This is a genomic window from Legionella stuttgartensis (genome assembly GCF_977063405.2).
On sequence record NZ_CDRUHA020000093.1, the window covers coordinates 421,790 to 444,938 of the forward strand.

Below are 23,149 nucleotides of genomic sequence, written 5' to 3' on the forward strand. Positions count from 1 at the left end.
TGTATTTTTAATATAGCTCAAAATTTTCATTGCAACATGAAACGTTAAGTGATTTATTTTTAAACGATTTGAATTTATTGAGGAGGTTGAACGTTCCCGCTCAACCTCAGTCGATTAAAGCGTTTTTGTATGAGTTTCGGAATGAGTTTCTGAAGTATTTTCTTGATTGGGCTGATATTTGAAACAAATACTCGTTACTGCATTGGTCATATGCAATAACGCTTTTGCTGCGGTAATTGGAAGCGAATTTGCAGTGCAACCCGTTGTAGCTCCCGCATAATCAGTGCCCAAACCTGTAAAATTAAGAGCAGCGTTTCCTATACTGGTTAAAGCATTATCATTGCTACTGAAGGTCACTACATTAAGCCCAAGCATTACTATCTCAAAACCATTTTCCCAAATTGTTTCTGGATTAGACAATAAATTATAAGCAGCTATCGATAGGGCAATACCATTTGCAACTTGCATGGTTGCCCGCCAACTATTTTCCCTATTAAAAAAACCGAACATTTTTATCCTCCTTAATGCAGTTAAATCTGATCGAACTTTAAACATTAAGTTTTTAAAAATCAAGCACTTTATCATTGTTGGCCAGAGCGCCTCAGTGACGACAACCAAATGAAGAATTATAGTTCTCCGATAAAGACTCCATTATTTCCTCTATTTGTCGAGCTACTTTTAAATATTGCTCCCAGTTTGGGCTATCGAAAAGTTTATCCATAAGCTGCTGGCCAAATGGACTGTTAATAAAGTCCCGCTGTTCTTCTGTAGTAACCTTGACGGTACAATTATCCATAACCCATTTGAATGATTTAATTGGCTTGGATTCTTTAAAATAATTAGGCTTATATTTCATCTAATCTCTCATAAAAATAATGAGGATCATAATACTTATGTCTACTTAAAAAATCACTGAATTTATTAAGCAAACTGGCTCATTTAGCTTCTCCGTTCCTCCCCTTTTTAAAATCCCATTGATCCTTTGCTCTATATGCATTATGTTGTCTTTTTTTTAACTTAATTGATGTTTCAATGACTACTTCTTCGAGAGATGAGCCCTCTTATTTCAAAAAATCACTGCGATTTTTGCCTGATTATTTTTTAAATTCTAATGATAAATGGAAAGCATGGGCTCTATTTTCAGGTTGTGTTTTGAGCATCATCACAATGATTGGACTTAGTTTTGTTTTAGGGTGGTGGTGTTTTCCATATATTTTTGCCGCATTTATAGTTAAAGATACCGCTGCTTTGTTAATGGGATTAGGAGCTGGCCTTTTAATTTCGGGGGCAATGGCTGGTTTTAATTATTTAACTAATTTTTTAAAAAATGAATTGTACGTAAGTTGGCGCTCCTGGTTAACTAAAAAAATAATAGATCAGTACTTAAATAATAAGACGAATTATCTGGAAATTTCACGAATTTATGGTGACATTGATAACCCGGAACAACGTATTCAAGAAGACATTGATAAAGTTGTTGAGTCCTTCCTGGACTTATCCTTAGGGTTTATCGATAACTTTTTTAATCTCGCCATTTATACTGTACTTTTAAGTTTAGCAGGAGGCTCATTATCCTTTATGCTTTTTGGGGGAACTATAATAATTCCTGGATTTTTAGTCTTAGTGGCATTAGGAGTCGGGATTGCAACTTCGCTCATGGGTTATTTTATAAATCGATCGTTACGCGAATCAACCAATGAAGAGACCATTGCTCAATCCAATTTACGCGCTGATTTGCAACATATTAAAATTTTCTCGGAAGAAATCGCAATTGAACATGCGGAGAAATACTACCAAACCCGACTGGAGAAGGAGGTAGATGAATTAAATACTAAAACTAGAAAACGATTATCCATTCAAAATGAAACCTCCTCATTTAATTTATTTAATGGGATACTCCAAGCAATTATTCCAGTCTTTGCGGCAGCCCCTTTATATTTCACAGACTTAATTACCTTGGATGTATTTTATTCTGCAGGATATTATTTTTCTATGATAACCCGTTCTTTAAACTGGTTTATCAACTCTTTTGAAACGATTAATAAATTCCAAACAAGTTTAGCCCGTATTATAACATTACAACAAACCTTGGAAAAAAATAATGAGGGTGAATCCACTAAGAACATAATTCGCAGTATAGGGCATCAAAATAAGAATCTTATCGTACAAAACTTAGACCTTCACTTACACGGCAGTAATGAATTAATCATCAAAGGTCTTAATTTACAATTTAAACCGAGAATTCATACCCTGATTCAAGCACCGTCAGGAACTGGAAAAAGCAGCTTGTTTAAAGCAATCGCGGGGACTTGGTTATCTGGTGAAGGAGAAATCCTAATTCCCAATAGCCTAGAGTCTGTCTATTTTTTACCGCAAAAACCCACTCTTCCTAATGATACTCTGAGAGCGGTCCTTGCTTATCCTGATGCACATTGTGTTTATTCTGATAGTGAATTGATTTCAGCTTTAAAAGCCGTAAATTTGGAAACCCTTACAGACAAATTAGATAAACATGTTGGCTTTAAATCATTGGGTGAGCAACAGCGAATTGCCTTTGCACGTGTATTACTAAGAAAGCCCGACTGGATATTTCTGGACGAGGCCACAGCTTCTTTAGATGAACATGTGGAAGAACAAGTATATTGCCGTCTCAAAGAGCTTCTGCCGAACACCACAATTATTAGTATCGCCCATCGTTCTACCGTAAAACAGCATCATGATAATGTTTTATTTTTTAATGTGAACAAGAAAAAAGAAATCCATGTCGAAGAGCAACATATAGGATTAGAAGTCAAATAGCACGATTCTCACCAGACTATTTCAGAGCAAAAGAGCCATAATTATACCCTGCCGCTAAATCCTGATACAGATTAACGATAGTCATTAGTTGTTCCAATTTGTGTTGGTTCACTTCAATAGCGAGTTGATCTAATTTAACTTTTTCTTCAATTAAAACAAGATGACTGATAATACCTCTTTGATATAAAGTCTTATTTAATCGATACGCACTCCTTAGTTCGCGCTCAGCCCTCATTACATCATTAAGTCGCTTGGTATACAGTTCATGCGCTGATATATCATTCGTTACATCTCTAAGTACTTTGCGTAAGGTATCCGTGTAACGATAATAGGATGCTTTATTTAGTCCTTTAGCTTTTTGTAATTGGCCAAAAGCCGATGCCCGTAAAAAAGGAACTTCGAGAATAGCCTGATTAAAATGAATCGCCTGGCCTAACTGCCCTCCATTGGCAACTTTAGCAATTTCTCCACGTGCCATAGCTAAATTAATTGTGGGTAGGAAATGAGAAAAAGCGATACCAATACCTGCGTTGGCGGCACAAAACTCTTGTTTGGCTTCCATCATATCAGGCCGATTTTCAATAATAGTTAGTGGAAGAGCACCAATGATCATTTGTTGACTATTTAAATCTCTAAAGTGACGCTTCATCGGCAATCTTCCTGGATTTTCATCCAGTAAATAATGCAAGGCATTTTCGCTAATCACGATGTTTTGTTGCACTATTCTTTCTTTAGCTTGAATTAATGAAAGCTCCGTTTTGGCAAGTTCTAGTTGGGTTCGTGCAAATAACCCACCTTGGTACATAGACTGAGATATAGTAATTAATCTAGAAAGATCCGTTGATAAAGAATGTAACAAAAATAATTGTTCCATTTGGCTTTGATAATTAAAATAACTGCTGGCAATCTGATTTATTACAGCAAGTCGAACGCCATAATACATTGCTTTTGTTGCTTTTAATTCGTATCTGGCTTTCTGTTGTTCTTTAATCTGTTTAAAGATATTGATGGTATAAGATGGAACAACCGTAAGTAGGACACCAGGGAAACCTAAATAAGGGAACGAGGAGTAACCTGCATTCCCCGTAACTTCAGGAATCCAATTCAGTTGTACGCGCTTTAATTCACCTTGTGCTGCTTCAATATGAGCGACAGCGACTTTCACATCGTTATTATTGACCAAACCTTTGTCAATCAACGAATTTAAATTAGGATCTTTAAATTGCTTCCACCATGGAAAACAAGGCAAATTCTCATCGGAGTTTATGAATTTAGAGTCTTTAACGGACCATTGATTAGGGATAAGTAAAGGCTTAGACGGATGTTGAGTACAAGAACTCAATGTGATGCCCAAAATCAGTAAGCCAATCATCCTAATCAAGTTATTCTCCAATATATTTAATTCTTTGGCTTTGATTTATCCGAGTAAGTTGTTCCAGTATACTTCGCGTTTCTATTTTCAGTATTTCATTTCTATGGGCTCCTAAAACAAAAAGCCTTCGAATATTATGATATGCTTGTTGAACTACAGAGCCAAAAGAATCTAATTCATTTGCAAAGTTCACATCTAAATTCCGTTCATGCTTGGCTGCATCAACAAAAGCATATAAATCCAACATACTGGTGTTGAGCACAATACTTTCTTTTAAATAAATACTATCTCGCAATGGTTTTTGAGTTACTATATCAAAGAGTTTATTCAAATGAGTAATAATTCTTTTTTGTAAATCAATATAAAATTTTCTCGATAATTGGCTATTGCGAAATACCAACGTTTCAAACATAAAACAAAGTAAAAATGCGACAATTGTCGATAATAAATAATCAAAAAAGAAATTAGGAACAGCATAGTTATTTCTACCATAATAATCTGTACCTAATGAGGTTAGCGTTACTGTGAAAATAGTAGGAAATGCATAACGCTTTCCCAAAGAAAAGTAAGCCATAAATACAATAACAGGAATAATAATTAGGATAAAACGAAAATCAATTTGTCCTATAAACCATAGCATATAAGACAACAGCAACCCCAAAACCGCTCCCCAAAAACGATGGGTCGTACGCTGCAAACTTGCACCTCTATCAAATCCTGCGTAAATCATCATTACCGCAAAACCAATCCATCCAGCATGTGAATATCCTAAAACACTTTGAACTGCCAAAGCAGTTGAGAAAACGAGACAAATTTGCAATGCTCTAGCTTTTCGATAATCTACAATTTTAAACATAGATAATTCCAAGAAGATATAAGTTTATTTAAAATGCTCCATGGCGTTTCAGCTAACTCACACGGCTGCTCCTTTTCAATTGCACGTTTTAAAATATTAAGTTTCTCAATAAATAAATTGATTTTTTCACTTTCTAAAATGATTGTTTCTGATTCAATAACACAAACAATTAAGTGCAAGTGATTAATAAGTAAATTAATTTTCCAGATGGAGCGAAGAGGAAATGTTCGAGGCAACATCGAGGCATAACGAATTAAATGGTTTGTATGACCTCTCACTGGATTAAAAACAATGTTTTTACGTTCTACCATTAAGGATAAATGCTCAATAATCTGGGAAATGAGTAAGAGCAAAGCCCTTAACCATAAACGATAATAATAACTCCTAGGAAAAAAAGCTAAAGCCGCAAAAACTATTGCCATCGCGATAAAAGTATTCAAGCAATTATTAATAATGACATAAAAACTGGTATTTATCTCTTTATACAGCAATGAGTACGCGCCGAGACTTAGGGCAACGGGCGCAATTACGATCGTATGCATCCGGCTTTTAATAGCAATCATATACAAAAAAAACGAGTAGAAGAACGCAAAAATAGGAAAAAAAACACTAATGGACAAAATATCAAAAAGAAACGCACTAATAACAGACCACCACATGCAATAAAAAAGCAGCAAATTTTTTCTTTTTATTGTGTCACCTACTACCTCAGCTGCCATTGCGGTAATTGGAATGTAAAAATAATAAAAATAGGGGTTAGGAATGGAAAAAATAAAATTAACTGCAAAAAGAATAAGCAATACATAAGTAACTTTCACTCCATTAACACGATGATTTCCATAGGGATCATAATCTTCAATGATGCGAATTAGTTTCGATATAAACATAAGCACTAGCACCAGGATGTAATGGAAATTTAGGATCTGGATCAAGAATCTCTATTTGAATTGGAAAACGTTGTGGCTCTAATAACCATTGATTATTACTGCTAACCATTTGTTGTTGCGTGCGTGGATCAGTAATTTGTCGCCCTGCTGCCCATATCGTGTTTACTACCCTGCCATGGAAGATTTTATTGAAATAATACATGCGAAGCATAATATAGACTTTATCGCCCGGCCTTACTCTGCGTATATCAGTTTCATAAAAATTAGCCTGTATCCACCATCTTGATGTATTAATAAAGGAAAATAATGGTTGGTGTATTTTTACAGGAGTCCCTGGACCAATATAAAGATTATCAACTACTCCATCAGTAGGTGCTTTAACAATAGTCAAATCAAGATTTACTTTCGCTTTGCGTTTTTCTGCTTTGAGCGCTTTAATTAATTTTCTTTGTTGGATTATTTGCTGGTCTTCGACTGCAATTTGTTTGTTAAGTGAATCCATTTTATTTTTAATTGAATGCAAATCATAATCAAGCTTCCGTACTTCAAGTTTTGATAAAGCTTCGCGTACACTAGGTGCTTTTTTTAATTGATATTCAAATCGAGATTTTTGATACTCATACTTGGCTGCATCCAATAATGTTTTTGTTTTTTGTGTTTGCCGCTCAATGACTTTAATGCGCTCTTTTGCTTCTTCATATCTAGCCTTTGCTGAATCATAAGCTAAACGATAAGGTTTCCGATAGACTTCAAATAAAGGCTGATCTTTTTTTACAGGACTTCCATTTTGAACATAGATTTTTGTAATAAAGCCCGAAACATCTGCTGCAATCGGAGTAACATTAGTAACCACAAATGCATGACTAGTAAAAGGAATTAAAAAGGACAGGAGATGGTAAATGCCAATTAAGATACTCAAAACGATGACAATTACAGGTAAATTAATCTCCCTTTTTGAGACTTTAAATATCCTTTTCATGAGTACCTTTATTAATCGATTAAAATTGTTTTACTGAATTACTTCTTATGACTAACTCTACAATAAATCGAAAAGAATCAATAGTGACAAGTGTATCGAAATTTTTCTTCACCTTTCAACAGATTTAGTTATATTTAGAGGTACGTTTGGGATATTAATATTTCCTACGATGCCATATGATAATAATATTCAACTTGAGAAGTGTTATGGAGAATCAAGAGTGAACGAAAAACTTGATATTGCAACGGTCGAAGTTACAGTAGTACGAATTTACACTTTGGAAAGAGCCGATAATGTCCCTATAATTTTAAATTACTTACAAAACGAGGCTAAAATTCGAGGAATTAGTGTTTTTCGTGCAATAAGTGGTTTTAGTGGCGAAACAGGAATACACAATGATTCTTTTTTGGATGTATCTTTTTCTCTTCCTCTCATTATCGAATTTTTTGATCATCCCGAAAAAGTTACTGTAGCTTTAGAGTTCTTAATTACCATAATAAAAAAAGAACATTTGATCTTCTTTCCCGCCCGAGCAAATGCCTAAAATAACGTTTTCTATGGAATATCGCCCCAACTTATTATTTCTATTGGTTTGCGAATAATGAAATGATGTGGAACCATCTTTTTTAATTCAGGTAACAGAGCATCAACCCCATCCACACTATCAATAAATTGCACGATCAGAGGTAATTTTTTACTTAGATGAAAAAGAGAGGATTTAGCACGTTCAGCTAAAGGAAATCCCGCTACCGCTCGAAATATTACTCCATTTACTACACTATGCTTTTTAAGCAGATTGAGGAGTTCCAAATACAAAGGTCTATTCTGCCATTGTTCCGCTTCATTAATGTATACCGAAACTTTCTCATAATTCATATAAGATTTGCCAAGTAATATGCATCTATAAGGTTATGGGAAAAAGAATTTGATTACAATATGCAAAGTAGCGTTAGCAATTGATTGATCCTGATTATGAGCATCGAATAAGTCTGAGAGCTCAAAAACTTTAGAGAGCGTTACCTAAAACAGGCTCTTCTTTATCATATTCTTTTTTGTTCTTTTGTTCTTTAAGGGGTTGTGGTTTTGGAGCAAACAAATTCGATAAACCGCTCATTAATAACCGCACCGTACGTTTATTCGGCTTCAGGTGATTTTGTTTTTCGTGATTTATCTCGAGTTCCTCTGCCTTAAATTGATTTTTTATATGCGTCTTAAAACGCTCATCCAAAGATGAGATTTGGTCAATTTGCCATATTCCCTGATTTACAACGCCTCGATATTCACCTGCAAGTTCGTCGACTTTAATTTTTAAATGAGCAGCATCATCTATCATTCTTGCGGTCTCAGTTTTAAAGCAAGTAAAGTATTGCGCTAGAAAATTGCTAATTTTCACAAAAAAACCGTCATGAAGTTTAATAAATTCGCTTAAGATTTGGCTCTTTTGTTGAAGGTCATGGATAAATAGTGAGTTTGCTTTTACGGTTGCAAGTAACTTAGAGCTGGCTTGTATCGCCTCCTTCATTTCCTCATTTGCGTGTTGAAAAACAGCAAGTCGCTCCAAACTTTCACTTGCGATCAACGATTTCAATTCTTCATCTTGATTAAAAAAACGATTATTTATAGTAGCAATTTGTTGTTCTTTTCTCCTTAGTTTACTTTCTAAATCCAACAAACATGCTTTTATCATCTCTTTAAATTCAGTCTTGCATGAACCATCCAACGTAGTGGGAAGAGAGGATTCAATCATATTTTGCAATTTCTGTGGGGTGGCTGTTCGATAAACAACGGTTATTGGTGTAGCCACCCAGCTTACGCCTTGTATCACTTCTGAAGACAGATCAGGGGATTGCCCCATGGTTTTTAATTGTTCGATTTGTTCAATAAATTTTTGTTTGCGATGCTCCTCTGAATTTTCTAAAAGCACTTCAATTGATGGTTCTTTTCCTTGGATAAACTCTAAAAAGTTTTTTCTCCCTGTGATCTTAAAATCATTTTCTTCTGCCGCTAAAAACAGTGCCCTCACTATTTCTTTTTTTTCTTCAATCTCTGCTTTTTTACTTCTTAGATCGATCACGCTAAAAATACCTGACGTAACTTTCTCCATATCTGCTTCAAGAACAGAAAGACTCTCCAGAATGTTTCGTACTGGAGGATGTGACGGAGCTACTGGTACATGTCGCATAAAGCCATATGGCCCGGTTTTCTTTTGTTGTTTTGAGGTTACAGGATTAACTCCTATGACCTTAAGATAACGATTTGCAAAGAGATCTTTCACTGGTTTTAGAGGATCGGGGGCAATACTTTGTGCAGGGCTTTCTTGTTCTGGCTGTGTTAATTTCGCCACCCTTTCTTCTATGTTTTGCAAAAAAAGATCGATCTTGGGCTTGATTTGTTTCAGATCGATTAAAACAGAAAGAACCATTTGTGCCTTCCAATCACGTTCAACTTCAGAAATTCCAAGTTTGATAATATGGAATAACATAGCTGCAGAAAGAAGAAACGTTTTATATTGATTTTTATCCGCAAAAGGCACACTGTTTAAGGACAATAATTTTTCAATATTTCCAATTAAAGTGAAAATATTTGCTGCAGTATTCTTTTTCCAATTTTCGTACAAGTTGGCGACAACCTCACTGCAATGAGTCAGAAGGGCTATTTCTTTTTCCGCTGTCTTGGGTAGGTGAGTAATTGCTTCATCGATAAATAGTTTGATAAAAACTGCCGTTCCCCATGAGCGTTTATGATATTGATCAAATTCGTAATATTTTGTCTGGGCATTCGCTTTGATGTCATCAAGATTATCTACTGAGTTAACATAATTAATTATAATCAGTGCAGTTTCAAGGATATCCTGCTCTGCGTCCGATTTGTTCCCACGCCATTCTTTAAAACGTTCGATTTTACTCAGCATAGCGACTCAATCAGTTAGTTAATCAATTACTAAAATTCATTCTACAAAAACGCAGATTAAAATAAAACCATGATATCTATCAATTGTTCTAATAAAAACCCCAAAATGTGTACCAACGAAATAAATGCAAGTTTATTTAAAATCAGCTATTCTAAATTCATAGCTTATGGAGAAAAAAATGCTCTCAAAAAAAGGAATCTATCTCTTCACTCTAATTGGCTTACTCCTAGGATTCGCACTGGACGGATTAATCCGTAATGAAATTACTAAAGTATTTGATTATGCCTTGATTAGCCTTTTTGCTCTTTTATATGCGCTGGCGTTCAATGAAAAAAACTGCTTTCGTTTAATTGTAAGCAGCTTCATCATCGCCCTATTTTTGTCTTTGCCTCTACTGCCCTTAGAAGCAAGCGTTCCATCCAGACATCTTGAGCACTGGTTAACATTTGTGTGCGCCTTCCCACTCTTTGTCTATATGGTGCATGCATTTCACTATGCGTACCATCATGATAATACGTGGCGTATCACTTACAACAGTTTATTTGCTGCTGTATGGAATACGATTCCCTTGATTTTTGTCGCCTCTTTGTTTTCAGCTTTAGCCAATCTACTGATTCTGTTGGGCGCCTTTATTTTCAAAACTGTGGGTAGTGATTTCTTATGGGGCTTATATTCTAATAATATCCATTTTCAATTGATTTCCCATACCACTTTGTTTTTTATAGGATTAGGAATCGGTCAGCAAAATATCAATATTATCTATAATTTACGCTTTTTACTCTTAAGAATGATGTACTATTTATTCCCTTTCTTAGCACTCATAAGTACGGTTTACTTTATTCTTTATTTAAGCCACGCCGCAGGTGGTGGTGAAGAATACATCAATCCTTTAATTATTTTAATCCCACTAACTGCTTTAGGAATTATATTTTTTAATGCCTACTTCCAAGATGGAAGTATAGAATCAGGGGCTCCATCCTGGCTTAAATTGTTATTACGTGTTTATCGCGTAATTTTATTCCTTTTAGTTTTAATGATGACGCATAAAATTTTCCAATCTTATTCCGAGGACGTTAATGTGCTCATTTGCATCATCACTGGAATCTTATTCAGTTTAACTTATGCGATTACGGCCTGGTTCACTGAGACTATGGAGCAAAAATGGGTACGGATAGGTAACATTAGTTCTGCATTATTCTTTATAGCTGTTCTCTTTTTGTTCAACCTTCCATACATGCCAATAGTATTTCAGGTAGGCGCTCAACCCAGTCTATTAACAATAATCGCTCCGTAGAACTTAATATCGTATCAATGAATATCATTTCGCTGGGCGTTTTTTATTGTATATCCGGGGTGGGCCTGATATTTCCAAATCGGCTATTTTCTTCAACCATTTGATTGACGAACGTATTCCCATAACCAATCCAACACCCTTTTTTAATTGTCGTTCCTGGACCAATAGTTGTGGCCATACCTATAAAAACATCATCTTCAATGATTACAGGAGCAAGAAAAAGTAAGTTTCCCACATCAGAATGACAACTAATTGACACTTGGCTCGCAAGAGTGACATTTTTTCCTATGCTAATTAAGGGACAATCGACAAAATCGATATCAAAAGAATTTACAATTTGAAAGGAAACTTTGGCCCCCAGCGCACGCCAATAAAAAAACTTAGCAATGTTGAATGTTTGCAACAAAGGAATCAAACCAACCACTTTAGCAGAACGAGCGAGCGCAAAATGACAAAACCATGCAACGGTCATTCGATTCATTTCACGTTTATAACGTCCGGGCTTTAAGCGCGGTAAACACAATCTAATTACTGCAATAATAGTGATAAAAGAAGCAAATAAAACAAAAGGGGCCAAAGGAAGAACCAACCAGGTGTAATTATAACCATGATAAATAAATAAACCGGTTAAACTAAAAGCGGCTACCGCAGGCATCAAACTAAATAAGATTGAAACGATATCACTGATGATGAGCATAGATAAGCTCAATTCAGTCTTTTTGGGCGTTCTTTTTTTGGCCTTGGTTTTATTCTTCTCAGTCATAATATGATGTTCCTCTTTGATAACAGCCTGCTCGAGGGCGAAACGATAGTAAAATTAAAGCGATGCAGAACCATTGTAATTCATTTTTCAGTAATTACTTGCTGAGAAATAAGTTTGGGTTTGGTCTGAGCATGATTATCTATTAATAACTCATCTTTGGGCAATTGGAATAAAACCATGGGCAACACTTCTTTAGTCATCACACCGTGAGCATAGGGTTCATTGATTTGCATTAAACGTTCATGCATTTTTGATAATATGGAGTCTGTTATTTGAATGGCATCATCAGTAACCAAAACAATCCGATTCCCCAAACTATTACGAGCAAAATACCAGTGAGGCGCCATCTCAAAAGAAATATAATGCAACATTTCCTGCAACTCGTGACCTGAGATTGAACAACTTTCCAATTTAAGCATTTGGGTTTTATAACAAAATTCAAGCCTTGGTGCTTTATTTAAAAAGCCGGTACATTTCACTACATCCTTTAACTGATAGCGAACAAAACCCATCGCCGTAGTTAAAAATACCTCATAATTTTTGCCCTGCTCTAATTCCCAAGATTGTAAAAGATTTTCTTTTTCAATAGGCTTACCCTCCTCGATAAACTCAACAATATGGGTACTAGGATGTAAAAATCCTCCGGGGTGATTGTCTAATGGAACAGTAAGCCATCCTTCCGTAGCGGAAAAAGTGCCATCCATCATATCTACCCCTGGTCCTAACAATTTTTTCAATTCAAGTGCGGGATATTCACAAAGACTAGAAATCCAGCATCCAACTACATTTAATGACGGCCAAAACTCTTTGAATGATTTGGGATCTTGTTGTGCTAATTGACGCAAGTATTCCCGACGTTTTTTCGTAATTTGAATCGGCGGCAAAAAGTCAGGGATTGCTTTTTCACCTAATAAATAAGGTAAAAACTGCTTAAAGTTTTTAAGACAACGCTCAAAACACGCATCGATAACCATAGGAGTTACCGCAAATATGGCACTAAGGTCTGAGGCCAAAGCATACAAAGCAGACCATTGTGTATAGACTTCTGTATTATCGAGTACTTCATCAGGTAGCGCATAAAAACGCTTAATAAAAGAAGGTAAATTACGATAATTGAAATTGCTAATCCAACCCGAAGGAATGCCAGCTGGAGATGTTCGATGAGCATCCACAGCCACCAGATACAATATTTTTTCTTGAAATAACCCGGGAAAACGCTGAGTCATATTATAAATATAAGGCGGCATGGTACGTTGAAACTGAGTTTGGAACGAGTGAGTAATTGGGAAGTATTTACGAACACCGGCTGTTCCTGATGTCTCTGACCAAAAAATCAATTTTTCCCCATTAAAGGGCTGAATAAGGCTATATTGTGCAGCCAAGAGTTCTGCTTCATAATCTGCATAGGTGGTAATTGGAAAATCATCCAGGTTTAAAGTTTGGATGCTTTTCAATGCAGCACCCCAATAAGAAGATTTTTTTAATAAAGGTACAATCTCTCGAGTCCACAACTTTTCACGCGAACGCTCAGGATATTTCGTATCCTCAATGAAGGCCTGATATTTTTTTCGAGTAATTGCTGCGATTAATAATCTTTTCCAATTCATTCTTATTGCGAACCTCATTGAATACAATAAATAATAATAACTGCAAAAGCTAAAGTTGGCGAGGCACTTTAACCAGGTATTTTTATTGGAAGCACAGAGAGCATTTTATTTTGCTCATTAAATAAAGCTAAATGATCCGCCATAGACTCTTGCAATTTATTATCCACATTTGAGTGTGTATTTAATTTATTAAGAATAAGTTGAATTGCCGAATTTATCCACTCAACGCCCCCTAGTTCTTCAGACATTAATTTCTGATTATAATGCCAAAAATGAATACAACAGCTTGCTGCAAAAATCCAACAATACTTCTCTGCCAACCGAAAAGCAGTCAAACTGCGCGGGTCAAACTGTTTTTGATCTTGCAAAGTGATTACATGCTGATCTAATTGTTGGAGCTCAGTACGAACCGCTTTAATTAATGGAGCAATTTGCGTTGATTTTAAAATGGACAAACCAGCCAAAATATCGTCTTCACCATGAGTAAAGAGACCTAAACGATCCATAGTGAATTTGGGACAAATAATGTTGAGATTAAAAATTGGCTCCAATTGTTGTGCCTGATTTGAAGAACAACTTCCTCTCATTCCAGCTTGTGGTAATAAACTACCTGCAATCACGGATAAATTAACCTGGCTACTTCCATCAAATAAACCGACCACTGGGATATCACGTCTGATTTTTTGAAACATCGCCCACTCTGTGGTGCGCAAATAAGCACGCGCCCCCATCACTGTAGCACATTGATCGACTACTTCTTCGGTTATTTTGGGAATAAGGAATTTAATGATGGCAGACCAAAATGATAATTTCTCAGGAATGACGGAGCAAGCGCGGGAGACTGCTAAAGCAGTACAATCGGCAATAAGCAACTGGGTAAATTGCTCTCCCAGGCGCTGTTTTACAACGGGAATTTCATAGGCCGTTTTACCATATAGGTGTCGTTGCTGACTAAAAGAAAGAGCTAGTCGCAAAGCAGTATCTGCAGCACCCACAGAAAAAGAAGCACATAAAGTTCTAGAAACCTGTAAGGTTTTATAGATAATTTCTAATCCTCGTTTTTCATCCCCAACCAATGCATCTTGAGGCAAAAAAACGTTCTCCAAAGAAAAACCACTGATGTCTAAGCCTCTAACCCCAAGCGTAGGAAGTTTAGGTGTTGGTATAAACCCAGATTGAATTGTCGCTTTATCTAGAAAAAAAACCGAGAAGCCTAATGGCCCTCCTCGAGGATGAGTACGACAAAGAAGCGTCACACTATGCCCTAAAGTAGCAAAATTAATACACCACTTCTTTCCAGATAATTCCCAACCACTCTTACAAGGATGAGCAAATACTTCATTTGCCATAATATCAGAACCATGCGCCTCTTCGGTCAAAGCACAGGCAGTGATTTCCCCTCGCCGAAGAGAGGAGGCCAAATTTTTTTTCTGATTTTCGCTTCCTGCAATCCAAAGCGGTAATGCCCCCAAGAATGGCAAACCTAAAGCGATACCGGTAGTTAGATCTCGTCTGCAAATTGATTTTGCTAGAAAATATCCGACGTCGAGTGAAACAAATTGCCCTCCAAGAGATTGAGGGATTAGATATTCCATAAACCCCCATTGTTGGATCAATTTAATTTGGGGCCAGGCAAGTTGTTCTTGCTCATCATAATGCAAGCTTTCTTGAAAATTGAGGGGCGTATCCTGTTTTTCTGGATTTCCCAAATAAGCTTCAAATGAATTAATTAATTGCTGCAAGTTAAGGTAAGACATATTGGTCCTTACACGTGTTGTTTTTATAACCTCACCCCTGCCCCTCTCCCATGAATTGGAGAGGGGATTCTTTCTACCGTCTCTCATGAGTGAAGGGGGTAGCCCGGACTCCCTTCTCCCTGTGGGGCGGGCGAATGAGGGATACACTCCACGCTCGTTCTACACAATAGAATGTCGTGCAATCGGCAATTCCTCTAATTTACGATATACATATTCCAAATGTTGGCCTAATCTTCCACGAATTTGCTGCAGAGTAATAATTTCATCGATTAGACCAGACACATAAGCGTCCGCTAAAGAAGGATCCAGATGCAGCTTATCAGTAAGCGGGGGTTTCGTCTCAGCAGAGACTTGCCCATCAGTATTTTGCACCTTTTTCGTCGTTTCTTTACCCATTACCCCAAGAGTTGCAGTCTCCAAGGCCAAAACAAGATCGCCTTGTTGCGATGCAGTTTGCATCATCAAAAATGCTGCAGCCCCATAACATTTACGCACAACTACACTCATTCTAGGCACCCGAGTTTGCATCGCAGCACATAGCCTCGCTCCGTGTTGTAACAAACCTTTTTGTTCTTCACGCTTTCCAGGCATAAATCCGGGAACATCAATTAACGTCAGCACAGGAATCCTATAGGCATCACATATTCGAATAAATTTAGCTGCTTTTTGCGCTGCATCTGAATCAATCGCACCACTAAAACGAATACTCTGATTAGCAACGATGCCTACGACATGCCCATGAATACGTACAAAAGCACAAATCATGGCTTGGCCATAGTTGCTTTTGTATTGCCATACTTCCGAATTATCAACAATGGCCTGAATCAATTCGAGCATATTAAATGGCATTCTCGGATCAGTTGGAATATTGGGCAAAGCATGTATAGGCTCTTGCACTGAATGAATAGGAGGACATTCACCACTATGTGATGGAAAAATGTTGAGCATGGTTTTCACATGATTGATTTGTGCACTGATACTGTCATCAACAAAATCAGCAATACCTGTCGTCCCTGCATGCATTGCGGTCCCACCTAATTCACTCATACTTACTTTTTCACCTATCGCTTGTTGAACGACCATCGGGCTCGTCACCATCAGGTAACTGCGATGTTTGTTAAAAAAGAGCAGATCCATGAGTACTGCAGAATAAGCAGGTGCCCCAAGAGTGGGAGCAACAAGCACCGCAAATTGTGGGATTACACCGGATAAGTTAATGTTACGAGCGATAATTTGTGTGTATTCATCACCGCTTAATAAATTTTCTTCTAAAGAAATTCCAGGAGACGCCAAAAAAGCAATAATTGGAATACGTAAATCTTTAGCCCTATCCATAAGGCGCAGTATTTTTTTTGCGCCCTGGCTCGTAATATACCCTCGATTAACTGAATTATCATGGGCATATATTGCAACAGGTCGGTCATTTACTTTGGCCAACCCCGTAATCACTTCAGCCCCAAATTGTAAATGGGGTTGATTATTAGGAATATAATCTGCAAGGAACGGAAGAAAACTATGCTCGTCAATAAGATTTTCTATCCATTTCATCGTGGTTTTATCAACAGACGATGAGGACATATCACGCTCAACCTTAAATTTTGTTTATATAAAATATACACTTCGTAATTACATGGGTCAATTTTTCCTAAAAAACAGCTATAATTTAGCCACATTGAATTCTAAAATTTTAAATAACTGCTGAAAAAGGCAAATTAAAGACATAATAAAAGGTAATTTATGGAAATTTTGCATCCTAACATTCGATTTGATATTACAGCCGCATCGCGAGTCCTACCGGACTCCCCTCCTATTACTAATCTGGAAATTTTACAAAATTTTCCACGAACTTCAGAACATTCTTTATCTTTTTTAGAAAAGTTTGCTGAAAAAATCGGTGAGGAATTTGGTTTTTACTCCCGTTATTGGTGTCATAAACCCTGGGAATCTTTGGATAAATCTCGCGAATTAACTGCTGAATCATTAGCGACTGAAGCAGTGAAAAAATTATTTGCGAATTATACACTCCCCCAAATACATGCTTTTTTACTCGGATCTACAACCAATAAACGCTTTACAGGTTCACAAGCTGCTGCCGTTCTTGGGGAGTTAGAAATAGATGCTCCTGCTTATGATTTAAAAACCGGCTGTTCCACTTCTCTGTCTACACTTCATCTTGCCTACGCATTAATGGCCTTAGGATACCCTAATGTTATGGTTAGCTGTGCTGAAACATTATCTAAAGTAATCGATCCTGAAAATGAAAAAACATGGATAGGATTAGGTGATGGTGCTGCAGCCTTGCTCATGGAACAAAAGGAAACTGGTGCATTTACCGTTGAGAAAACCTTTTTTTCTACGGAAGGAAAATATGTCGAAGCATTTACCACTCAAGGTGTTTTTCCACCCACTAAAGAACAAATCGATACTGTAGGCTATCACTTAATTGGTGATGAGACACTGATGAAAGAACTTGCTTATACTAAATACAAGCAGATGCTTGCCCATTTATTACCTACCGAAGAGGATAGAAACGCCATTACCTGGATTATTCCTCATCAAGTCAATCGCAAATTAATCACCGAAGTGCTCCAAGAAAACCAAATGATGAACAAAACCATTATTTGGGACTCTGACACAATTGGTAATATTGGTGGTGCCTCTGTTCTCTATTCTTTGGCTAGAGCAATTGAAGAAAAAATTTTTGATCGACCTGGAAAAATACTCCTGATGAGTGTAGGAGGTGGTCTCTCTTATGCGGGACAAGTTCTCGAATTCCATAAGCCATAAGGATCGCTAATGAATAAAGAGATTTTCAACTGTGTGTCATTAGTTGATGCGGTTCGATACAGAGCCGTTCATACCCCAAAAAAAACGAGTTGTACTTTTCTAAATAGAAATTTAGAAGAACCAATGACTTTTGGTGAATTGGATGAACGGGCCAGGGCCATTGCAGTACAATTACATCAACAAGGAGCAAAGCCTGGAGATAGAATTTTATTATTATTCTCTCCAGGACTGCCACTGATTCAGGCTTTTTTTGGTTGTCTTTACGCAGGTTGTATTGCTGTGCCTATTTATCCTCCTGCTCAAGCAAAATTAGTGGATAAGGCACATCGCATCATTCAAAATGCACAACCAGTATGTGTGATGATGACGGCGGATCATTTGGTTAAATTTGCCACACCGGATCGAAATGGAAAACCACATCTGGATAAAGTTCCATGCTTGGCTATAGAAAACATGGAATTGCATATGAGTTCTTTTTGGCAGCCACCCCTTATTCACGAACACGACATTGCCTTTCTGCAATACACTTCAGGTTCAACGATGCATCCTAAAGGAGTCATGGTCACACACCGCAATTTGCTAGATAATATTCACAAAATATCCAATGCATTCCAGTTAAATGAGGAAACCATCTCGTTTAGCTGGCTCCCTCCTCATCATGATATGGGATTAATTGGTTATATTTTAACCCCTATTTATGCGGGAGTACCTACCTATCTAATGTCCCCGTTTTCATTTTTACAAAATCCGCTTTCTTGGTTACAAAACATTAGCAAATATAGGGCGACCATAAGTGGTAGCCCTAATTTCGCCTACGATTATTGTGTCAAACGCATTAAAGAAGAAAAAAAACAGGGACTCGATTTAAGCTGCTGGCAAATTGCATCGAATGGTGCTGAACCTATTCGAAAAGAAACATTAGAACATTTTCATCAAGCCTTTAAAGATTATGGATTTCGCAAAGAAGCCTTCTTTCCTTGTTATGGTTTAGCTGAAGCAACCTTATTAGTAACAGGAAACACTCCTGGTACTCCTTACCACGAACTCACTTTGTCTAAAGAGCAGTACCAGGATCATCGTGTCCATTTTGCAGCAGAAGGAAGTCCTCAGAGCCACAGCTTGATTAGTTGTGGACGGTTTATGCAAACAGTAAAAATTGTAGATCCGGAAACACTTACTCTTTGTGATAATGATCAAATTGGTGAAATCTGGGTGCATAGTGCCAGCGTAGCCCAGGGGTACTGGCAACAGGATGAAGAAACCCAACATACATTTCATGGTAAAATTTCCGATGATCCAAGCAATCAAGTGTATTTAAGAACCGGCGATTTAGGGTTTGTACATGAAGAGGAATTATATGTGACTGGTCGTATTAAAGATTTGATTATCCTATATGGTAAAAATCATTACCCGCAAGATATAGAATACTCTCTTCTTCATTCATCGGTGGATGGGGCTCTGGGTAAATGTGCTGCTTTTGTCATTCAAAGAGAACATGAATATGAGCTTACGGTCATGTGCGAGGTAAAAAATCGTTTTTTGTCACCAGAGGAGCAAGATAATTTATTCAATGCTATTTTTGAACTGATTTATCAGACGCATCAACTCGAAATTCATAATATTATTCTCATTCCTCTTAAAGCCATGCCGCATACAACTAGTGGGAAAGTTCGTCGAAATTTCTGTCGAAAACATTTATTAGATAAAACATTACCTATAATCGCAAGCTGGCGATTAAATAAGGTTGAGGATTAAGATATGCAATTTCTCTCTCCAGACACTCCCAATAGAGTTGCACTAAGCTTCGAAGCTCAGCATTTAAGTTTTGCTGAACTAGAGATTGCCATCCAAAAAATGTCGTTACAGTTGAAAAAACTACCCTCAGGAATATTGGTTTTACACGCCATACCCCAACCTTCGTTTGTGATTCAGCTAATCGCGGCTTTAAGCATTGGAAAACCGGTTGCACTCTTTGCTCCTCAAGAATTGGGTCAGGAGAAACGTCATATTTTAAGTACGAATATGACGGTGGATGAGCAAGGTACACTCATAGAAATCCAGGAAAATAAGCACATCAAACATCACCCGGAACTTGCTTTAGTACTCTTTACATCAGGAAGCACAGGGCAAATGAAAGCAGTGCAACTTTCACTAAAAAATATTATTGCAAATTGTAAGGCAGTGATTAATGCGCTCGAATTCTCAAGCATAGACGATCAATTATTATTTTTACCTTTGTCGTATTCTTTTGGACTGCTTGGTCAATTGCTTCCTGGATTAATCGCTGGAATAAAGACACAATTGATTACCCAATTTACGGATATTAAAACCTTATTAGAAACATACACTGTTCCTCAAATGTGGAGCGGTGTTCCCTCTCATTGGGTTGCGATTCAAAAAATGGGGACACTGTTTCCAGAGAGCGCTGCCAAAATAAAGGCGATCGTCTCTGCAGGAGCGCCCTTAAGCATTACATTGCGTCAAAGTCTGATCCATACATTTCCCCATGCAACAATTTATAATAATTATGGTTTAACTGAAGCGGCCCCGCGCGTATTAACTTACTCCAACAAAGATCCCTTATTTCTGGAAGACTTTGCTGGCTATCCAGTAGGTGATTGGCAGATCCGTTTGTCAGAAAACAATGAATTACTCATTAAAGGGAGTCAGCTTATGTTAGGCTATTTGGGAGAAGACAAACCATCCCGAATGGACGAGGGTTGGTTTTTTACTGGCGATTTAGCAGAGAAATTACCTTCCGGTTTGGTCGCAATTAAAGGACGGTTGGATCATATCGTCAATATAGGCGGTGAAAAAGTCAATTTAATTGATATTGAACATAAGATTTGTCAAATTGAAGGAATTAAGGAAGTTATTGTTATCCCTTTAACTGATGAGTTATATGGTGTCCGTTTACTTGCGTGTCTGGAACAAGATAACTTTAGCGCCACTACCACTGAACAAATACTGTCTGAACAACTAAAACAACATTTTTTACCCAGAAAACTTCCCATTACGGTGCAATTATTGAAAAAATTACCACGTAATCAACATGGGAAGCTTGATAGAAAAGCGCTACTTTTAAGTCAGAAGGAAAAAATCCATGCTCACTGAACGAATTCGCAATACATTAGCAAAGATTGGACTTAACAATCTTCCTCAAGATTCATCTGCTTCCCTAGAACAAGGAGGCTTAGATAGCCTAATGTTGGCCTTACTCATCATCGAGTTGGAACGAGAATTCAAAATCAAGATCCCGGTTATCCCCTTAATAAAAGAACATTATGAATCAATCGGAAATATAGAAAAACATTTAATCGAACTGGGGGCAAAATGAATCTTTTAATTACAGGCGGCTCATCGGATATCGCTCAAGCTATAGCCAAACGACGACTGCAATTAGGTGATAAAATCATCATCACCAGTTCAAGTAAGGACAGTTTAAACAACACATTAGAGCACTACAAACAACAGGACATGCAGGTTAGCGGTTTGGTATATAATTTTTCCAATCCAGAAGCAAGTAAAGAAGATCTGCAAAATCTACTGCAGGAACCTTTAGATGGAATCATTCTTAATGCGTTTACGCGTGTAAGTCAGCTACGTAAATTACATGCCTTATCCTATCCTGCATTGCGAACCTACATCGATGATAATTTGCATGGTAATATTTGGTTAATTCATCAATTATTACCCGCTTTATTAGCCAATAAATTTGGACGATTGATTCTAATTTCCAGTCTTTCTGCAATTACAGGAACCAGTCGCTACGGTGCTTATTGTGCGACCAAAGCCGCGCTGGAAGGATTGTTTTTAAATCTTGCCGTAGATTACAGTGCCAATAATATTTTATCCAATATTGTGCGTGTCGGTTTGATTAAAACCTCTAGAACCGAGCAATTCTGGAAAAGGCCTGCCTATCAAGAAAAAATGGCACAAATTATACCTCAGGGCATGATGGGAGAAGCAACCCAAATCGCTGAAGCCATGGATCCATTATTGTCCAAAACCTCATTTATGACCGGCTCAGTAATTACTGTAAGCGGTGGTTTACCTCTAATGCGTTCTGAAGGACTATTATCATCATGAATTTATTACGTGCTGAAAAAAACATATACATCAAAGGTCCATTTATTGCATTGCCCGAAACGGTTATGAGCAATCAAGACGTGCTTAACTGGATGAATAGCACACAAAGTCCAACATTGGTTAGCTTTTCGACCGGCATTAGAAATAGGCGCTGGGCCAATGAAGATCAGGCATGTAGTGATTTGGCAGTTCTTGCAGCAGAACAATTGTTCACGGCAAAACCTGCAGAAAAAGATAAAATCAACCAAATTATTTTGGCTACTATATCTGGAGATTATCCAGCACCACCAACCAGCCCCTTAGTACAGCACCGACTTGGTTTAAACAATACCGGTGCTTTTGATATTGGGGCCGCCTGTGCAGGTTTTGTTGTTGGCTTGCATACAAGCGCTGCTATTGCTCAGGCAACTAAGGGGTCCATTTTATTAATCGCCAGTGAAATTCGCTCTAAGTTTTTAAATAAAAATAATTTTGCTACAAGCGTTCTTTTTGGTGATGGAGCTGCCGCTTGTGTGGTATCTCCCGATAAGGAACATGCAGAGTTTCGTTTCCTTGCTTCAGCTTTATTTGCTGATGGAGAAGTCAGCGATACGGTATCCACCCCCGCCGGAGGTTCGCGGTTACCCGCTGCGAATTGTACAAGTCCAGAATTGTTTTACATCACAATTAAAGAAAATACTGCACTATTTGTTAAAGCAGTTCATGGAATGGTTGATGGAGCAGAAGAATTCTTGAAGGCATTAAACCTTACCACTGGAGATATTCAATGGTTGGTCCCACACCAAGGCAATAAAAATTTGGTTTTATCCGTTGCCAAACAGTTAGGCTTTCCTGAAGAACGTATCATCAAGACCGTAGAAGAAACGGGTAATACTTCAGGTTCAAGTGTGGGTATTGCTCTGGAATACCTCCGCGAGCATGCAAACATTAAAGCAAAAGATAAAGTGTTATTAGTGGCTGCAGGTGGTGGAGGTATTGCTGCTTGTGCTCTTTTAGAAGTTATTTAATGTTCCCGGGTTACGGCATCGCCTAACCCAGGCTACTATTT

21 protein-coding genes are annotated in these 23,149 nt (G+C 37.4%); 9 read left to right on the top strand and 12 right to left on the bottom strand.

Annotated features, from left to right (window positions below):
• Window positions 1-114: 114 nt before the first annotated feature.
• On the bottom strand, window positions 115-510 hold the full coding sequence (locus ACWTEW_RS32060) for a hypothetical protein (RefSeq protein WP_454782018.1): 396 nt from the start codon (window positions 508-510) through the stop codon (window positions 115-117).
• Window positions 511-601: 91 nt separating this feature from the next.
• Window positions 602-856, bottom strand: coding sequence for a hypothetical protein (locus ACWTEW_RS32065; RefSeq protein ID WP_454782019.1), 255 nt, complete (start codon window positions 854-856; stop codon window positions 602-604).
• A 176-nt stretch (window positions 857-1,032) separates the two neighbouring features.
• Here ACWTEW_RS32065 and ACWTEW_RS32070 point away from each other — a divergent pair, with 176 nt between their 5' ends.
• The gene (locus tag ACWTEW_RS32070) at window positions 1,033-2,799 is read left to right on the top strand and encodes an ABC transporter ATP-binding protein/permease (protein ID WP_454782020.1); all 1,767 of its coding nucleotides are present in this window, start codon (window positions 1,033-1,035) and stop codon (window positions 2,797-2,799) included.
• Between the two features lie 16 nt (window positions 2,800-2,815).
• Here the strand turns inward: ACWTEW_RS32070 and ACWTEW_RS32075 are convergent, their stop codons facing one another.
• From ACWTEW_RS32075 to ACWTEW_RS32090, 4 genes are read right to left on the bottom strand one after another with little or no spacing between them, the layout of a single operon-like run.
• Entirely contained in the window at window positions 2,816-4,171 is a 1,356-nt protein-coding gene (locus ACWTEW_RS32075) for a TolC family protein (protein WP_454782070.1), read from the bottom strand.
• Window positions 4,172-4,181: 10 nt separating this feature from the next.
• Window positions 4,182-5,027, bottom strand: a complete 846-nt coding sequence (locus tag ACWTEW_RS32080) for an FUSC family protein (RefSeq protein WP_454782021.1) — start codon at window positions 5,025-5,027, stop codon at window positions 4,182-4,184.
• The gene (locus tag ACWTEW_RS32085) at window positions 5,012-5,914 is read right to left on the bottom strand and encodes a hypothetical protein (protein WP_454782022.1); all 903 of its coding nucleotides are present in this window, start codon (window positions 5,912-5,914) and stop codon (window positions 5,012-5,014) included. The genes ACWTEW_RS32080 and ACWTEW_RS32085 overlap by 16 nt, the downstream gene beginning before the upstream one ends.
• Window positions 5,883-6,893, bottom strand: coding sequence for an HlyD family secretion protein (locus ACWTEW_RS32090; RefSeq protein ID WP_454782023.1), 1,011 nt, complete (start codon window positions 6,891-6,893; stop codon window positions 5,883-5,885). The genes ACWTEW_RS32085 and ACWTEW_RS32090 overlap by 32 nt, the downstream gene beginning before the upstream one ends.
• 220 nt (window positions 6,894-7,113) lie before the next feature.
• Here ACWTEW_RS32090 and ACWTEW_RS32095 point away from each other — a divergent pair, with 220 nt between their 5' ends.
• Window positions 7,114-7,437: a DUF190 domain-containing protein gene (locus tag ACWTEW_RS32095; RefSeq protein ID WP_454782024.1), complete on the top strand. Its 324-nt coding sequence runs from the start codon at window positions 7,114-7,116 to the stop codon at window positions 7,435-7,437.
• An 11-nt stretch (window positions 7,438-7,448) separates the two neighbouring features.
• On the opposite strand, the gene ACWTEW_RS32100 is transcribed toward ACWTEW_RS32095, so the two are convergent.
• Both ACWTEW_RS32100 and ACWTEW_RS32105 read right to left on the bottom strand, forming a co-directional pair.
• The gene (locus ACWTEW_RS32100) at window positions 7,449-7,769 is read right to left on the bottom strand and encodes a DUF190 domain-containing protein (protein ID WP_454782025.1); all 321 of its coding nucleotides are present in this window, start codon (window positions 7,767-7,769) and stop codon (window positions 7,449-7,451) included.
• A 130-nt stretch (window positions 7,770-7,899) separates the two neighbouring features.
• A complete protein-coding gene (locus ACWTEW_RS32105) occupies window positions 7,900-9,804 on the bottom strand; it encodes a hypothetical protein (protein WP_454782026.1) in 1,905 nt (634 codons plus the stop codon).
• Window positions 9,805-9,982: 178 nt separating this feature from the next.
• Here ACWTEW_RS32105 and ACWTEW_RS32110 point away from each other — a divergent pair, with 178 nt between their 5' ends.
• On the top strand, window positions 9,983-11,098 hold the full coding sequence (locus ACWTEW_RS32110) for a hypothetical protein (protein ID WP_454782027.1): 1,116 nt from the start codon (window positions 9,983-9,985) through the stop codon (window positions 11,096-11,098).
• 43 nt (window positions 11,099-11,141) lie between these two features.
• On the opposite strand, the gene ACWTEW_RS32115 is transcribed toward ACWTEW_RS32110, so the two are convergent.
• The 4 genes from ACWTEW_RS32115 to ACWTEW_RS32130 all read right to left on the bottom strand — a co-directional run bounded on the left by ACWTEW_RS32115 (window position 11,142) and on the right by ACWTEW_RS32130 (window position 16,803).
• Window positions 11,142-11,861 (bottom strand): hypothetical protein, encoded by a 720-nt coding sequence (locus ACWTEW_RS32115; protein WP_454782028.1) that lies wholly within the window; start codon window positions 11,859-11,861, stop codon window positions 11,142-11,144.
• Window positions 11,862-11,941: 80 nt separating this feature from the next.
• A complete protein-coding gene (locus ACWTEW_RS32120; protein WP_454782029.1) occupies window positions 11,942-13,468 on the bottom strand; it encodes a GH3 family acyl-acid amido synthetase in 1,527 nt (508 codons plus the stop codon).
• A gap of 68 nt (window positions 13,469-13,536) precedes the next feature.
• The gene (locus ACWTEW_RS32125; RefSeq protein WP_454782030.1) at window positions 13,537-15,225 is read right to left on the bottom strand and encodes an acyl-CoA dehydrogenase family protein; all 1,689 of its coding nucleotides are present in this window, start codon (window positions 15,223-15,225) and stop codon (window positions 13,537-13,539) included.
• 159 nt (window positions 15,226-15,384) lie between these two features.
• Window positions 15,385-16,803 (bottom strand): acyl-CoA carboxylase subunit beta, encoded by a 1,419-nt coding sequence (locus ACWTEW_RS32130; RefSeq protein ID WP_454782031.1) that lies wholly within the window; start codon window positions 16,801-16,803, stop codon window positions 15,385-15,387.
• Between the two features lie 159 nt (window positions 16,804-16,962).
• On the opposite strand from ACWTEW_RS32130, the gene ACWTEW_RS32135 reads away from it, so the two are divergent.
• Genes ACWTEW_RS32135 through ACWTEW_RS32160 form a run of 6 tightly spaced genes read left to right on the top strand, consistent with a single transcriptional unit; the run spans window position 16,963 to window position 23,108 of the window.
• Entirely contained in the window at window positions 16,963-18,012 is a 1,050-nt protein-coding gene (locus ACWTEW_RS32135) for a 3-oxoacyl-ACP synthase III family protein (RefSeq protein ID WP_454782032.1), read from the top strand.
• A 9-nt stretch (window positions 18,013-18,021) separates the two neighbouring features.
• Window positions 18,022-19,767, top strand: coding sequence for a fatty acyl-AMP ligase (locus ACWTEW_RS32140; protein ID WP_454782033.1), 1,746 nt, complete (start codon window positions 18,022-18,024; stop codon window positions 19,765-19,767).
• A gap of 3 nt (window positions 19,768-19,770) precedes the next feature.
• A complete protein-coding gene (locus ACWTEW_RS32145; RefSeq protein ID WP_454782034.1) occupies window positions 19,771-21,126 on the top strand; it encodes a class I adenylate-forming enzyme family protein in 1,356 nt (451 codons plus the stop codon).
• Window positions 21,116-21,349, top strand: a complete 234-nt coding sequence (locus tag ACWTEW_RS32150; RefSeq protein WP_454782035.1) for an acyl carrier protein — start codon at window positions 21,116-21,118, stop codon at window positions 21,347-21,349. The genes ACWTEW_RS32145 and ACWTEW_RS32150 overlap by 11 nt, the downstream gene beginning before the upstream one ends.
• Complete coding sequence (locus tag ACWTEW_RS32155) at window positions 21,346-22,101, top strand: SDR family NAD(P)-dependent oxidoreductase (RefSeq protein WP_454782036.1); 756 nt, start codon at window positions 21,346-21,348, stop codon at window positions 22,099-22,101. Before ACWTEW_RS32150 ends, ACWTEW_RS32155 begins: the two co-directional genes overlap by 4 nt.
• Window positions 22,098-23,108, top strand: a complete 1,011-nt coding sequence (locus ACWTEW_RS32160) for a 3-oxoacyl-ACP synthase III family protein (protein WP_454782037.1) — start codon at window positions 22,098-22,100, stop codon at window positions 23,106-23,108. Before ACWTEW_RS32155 ends, ACWTEW_RS32160 begins: the two co-directional genes overlap by 4 nt.
• Window positions 23,109-23,149: the final 41 nt, after the last annotated feature.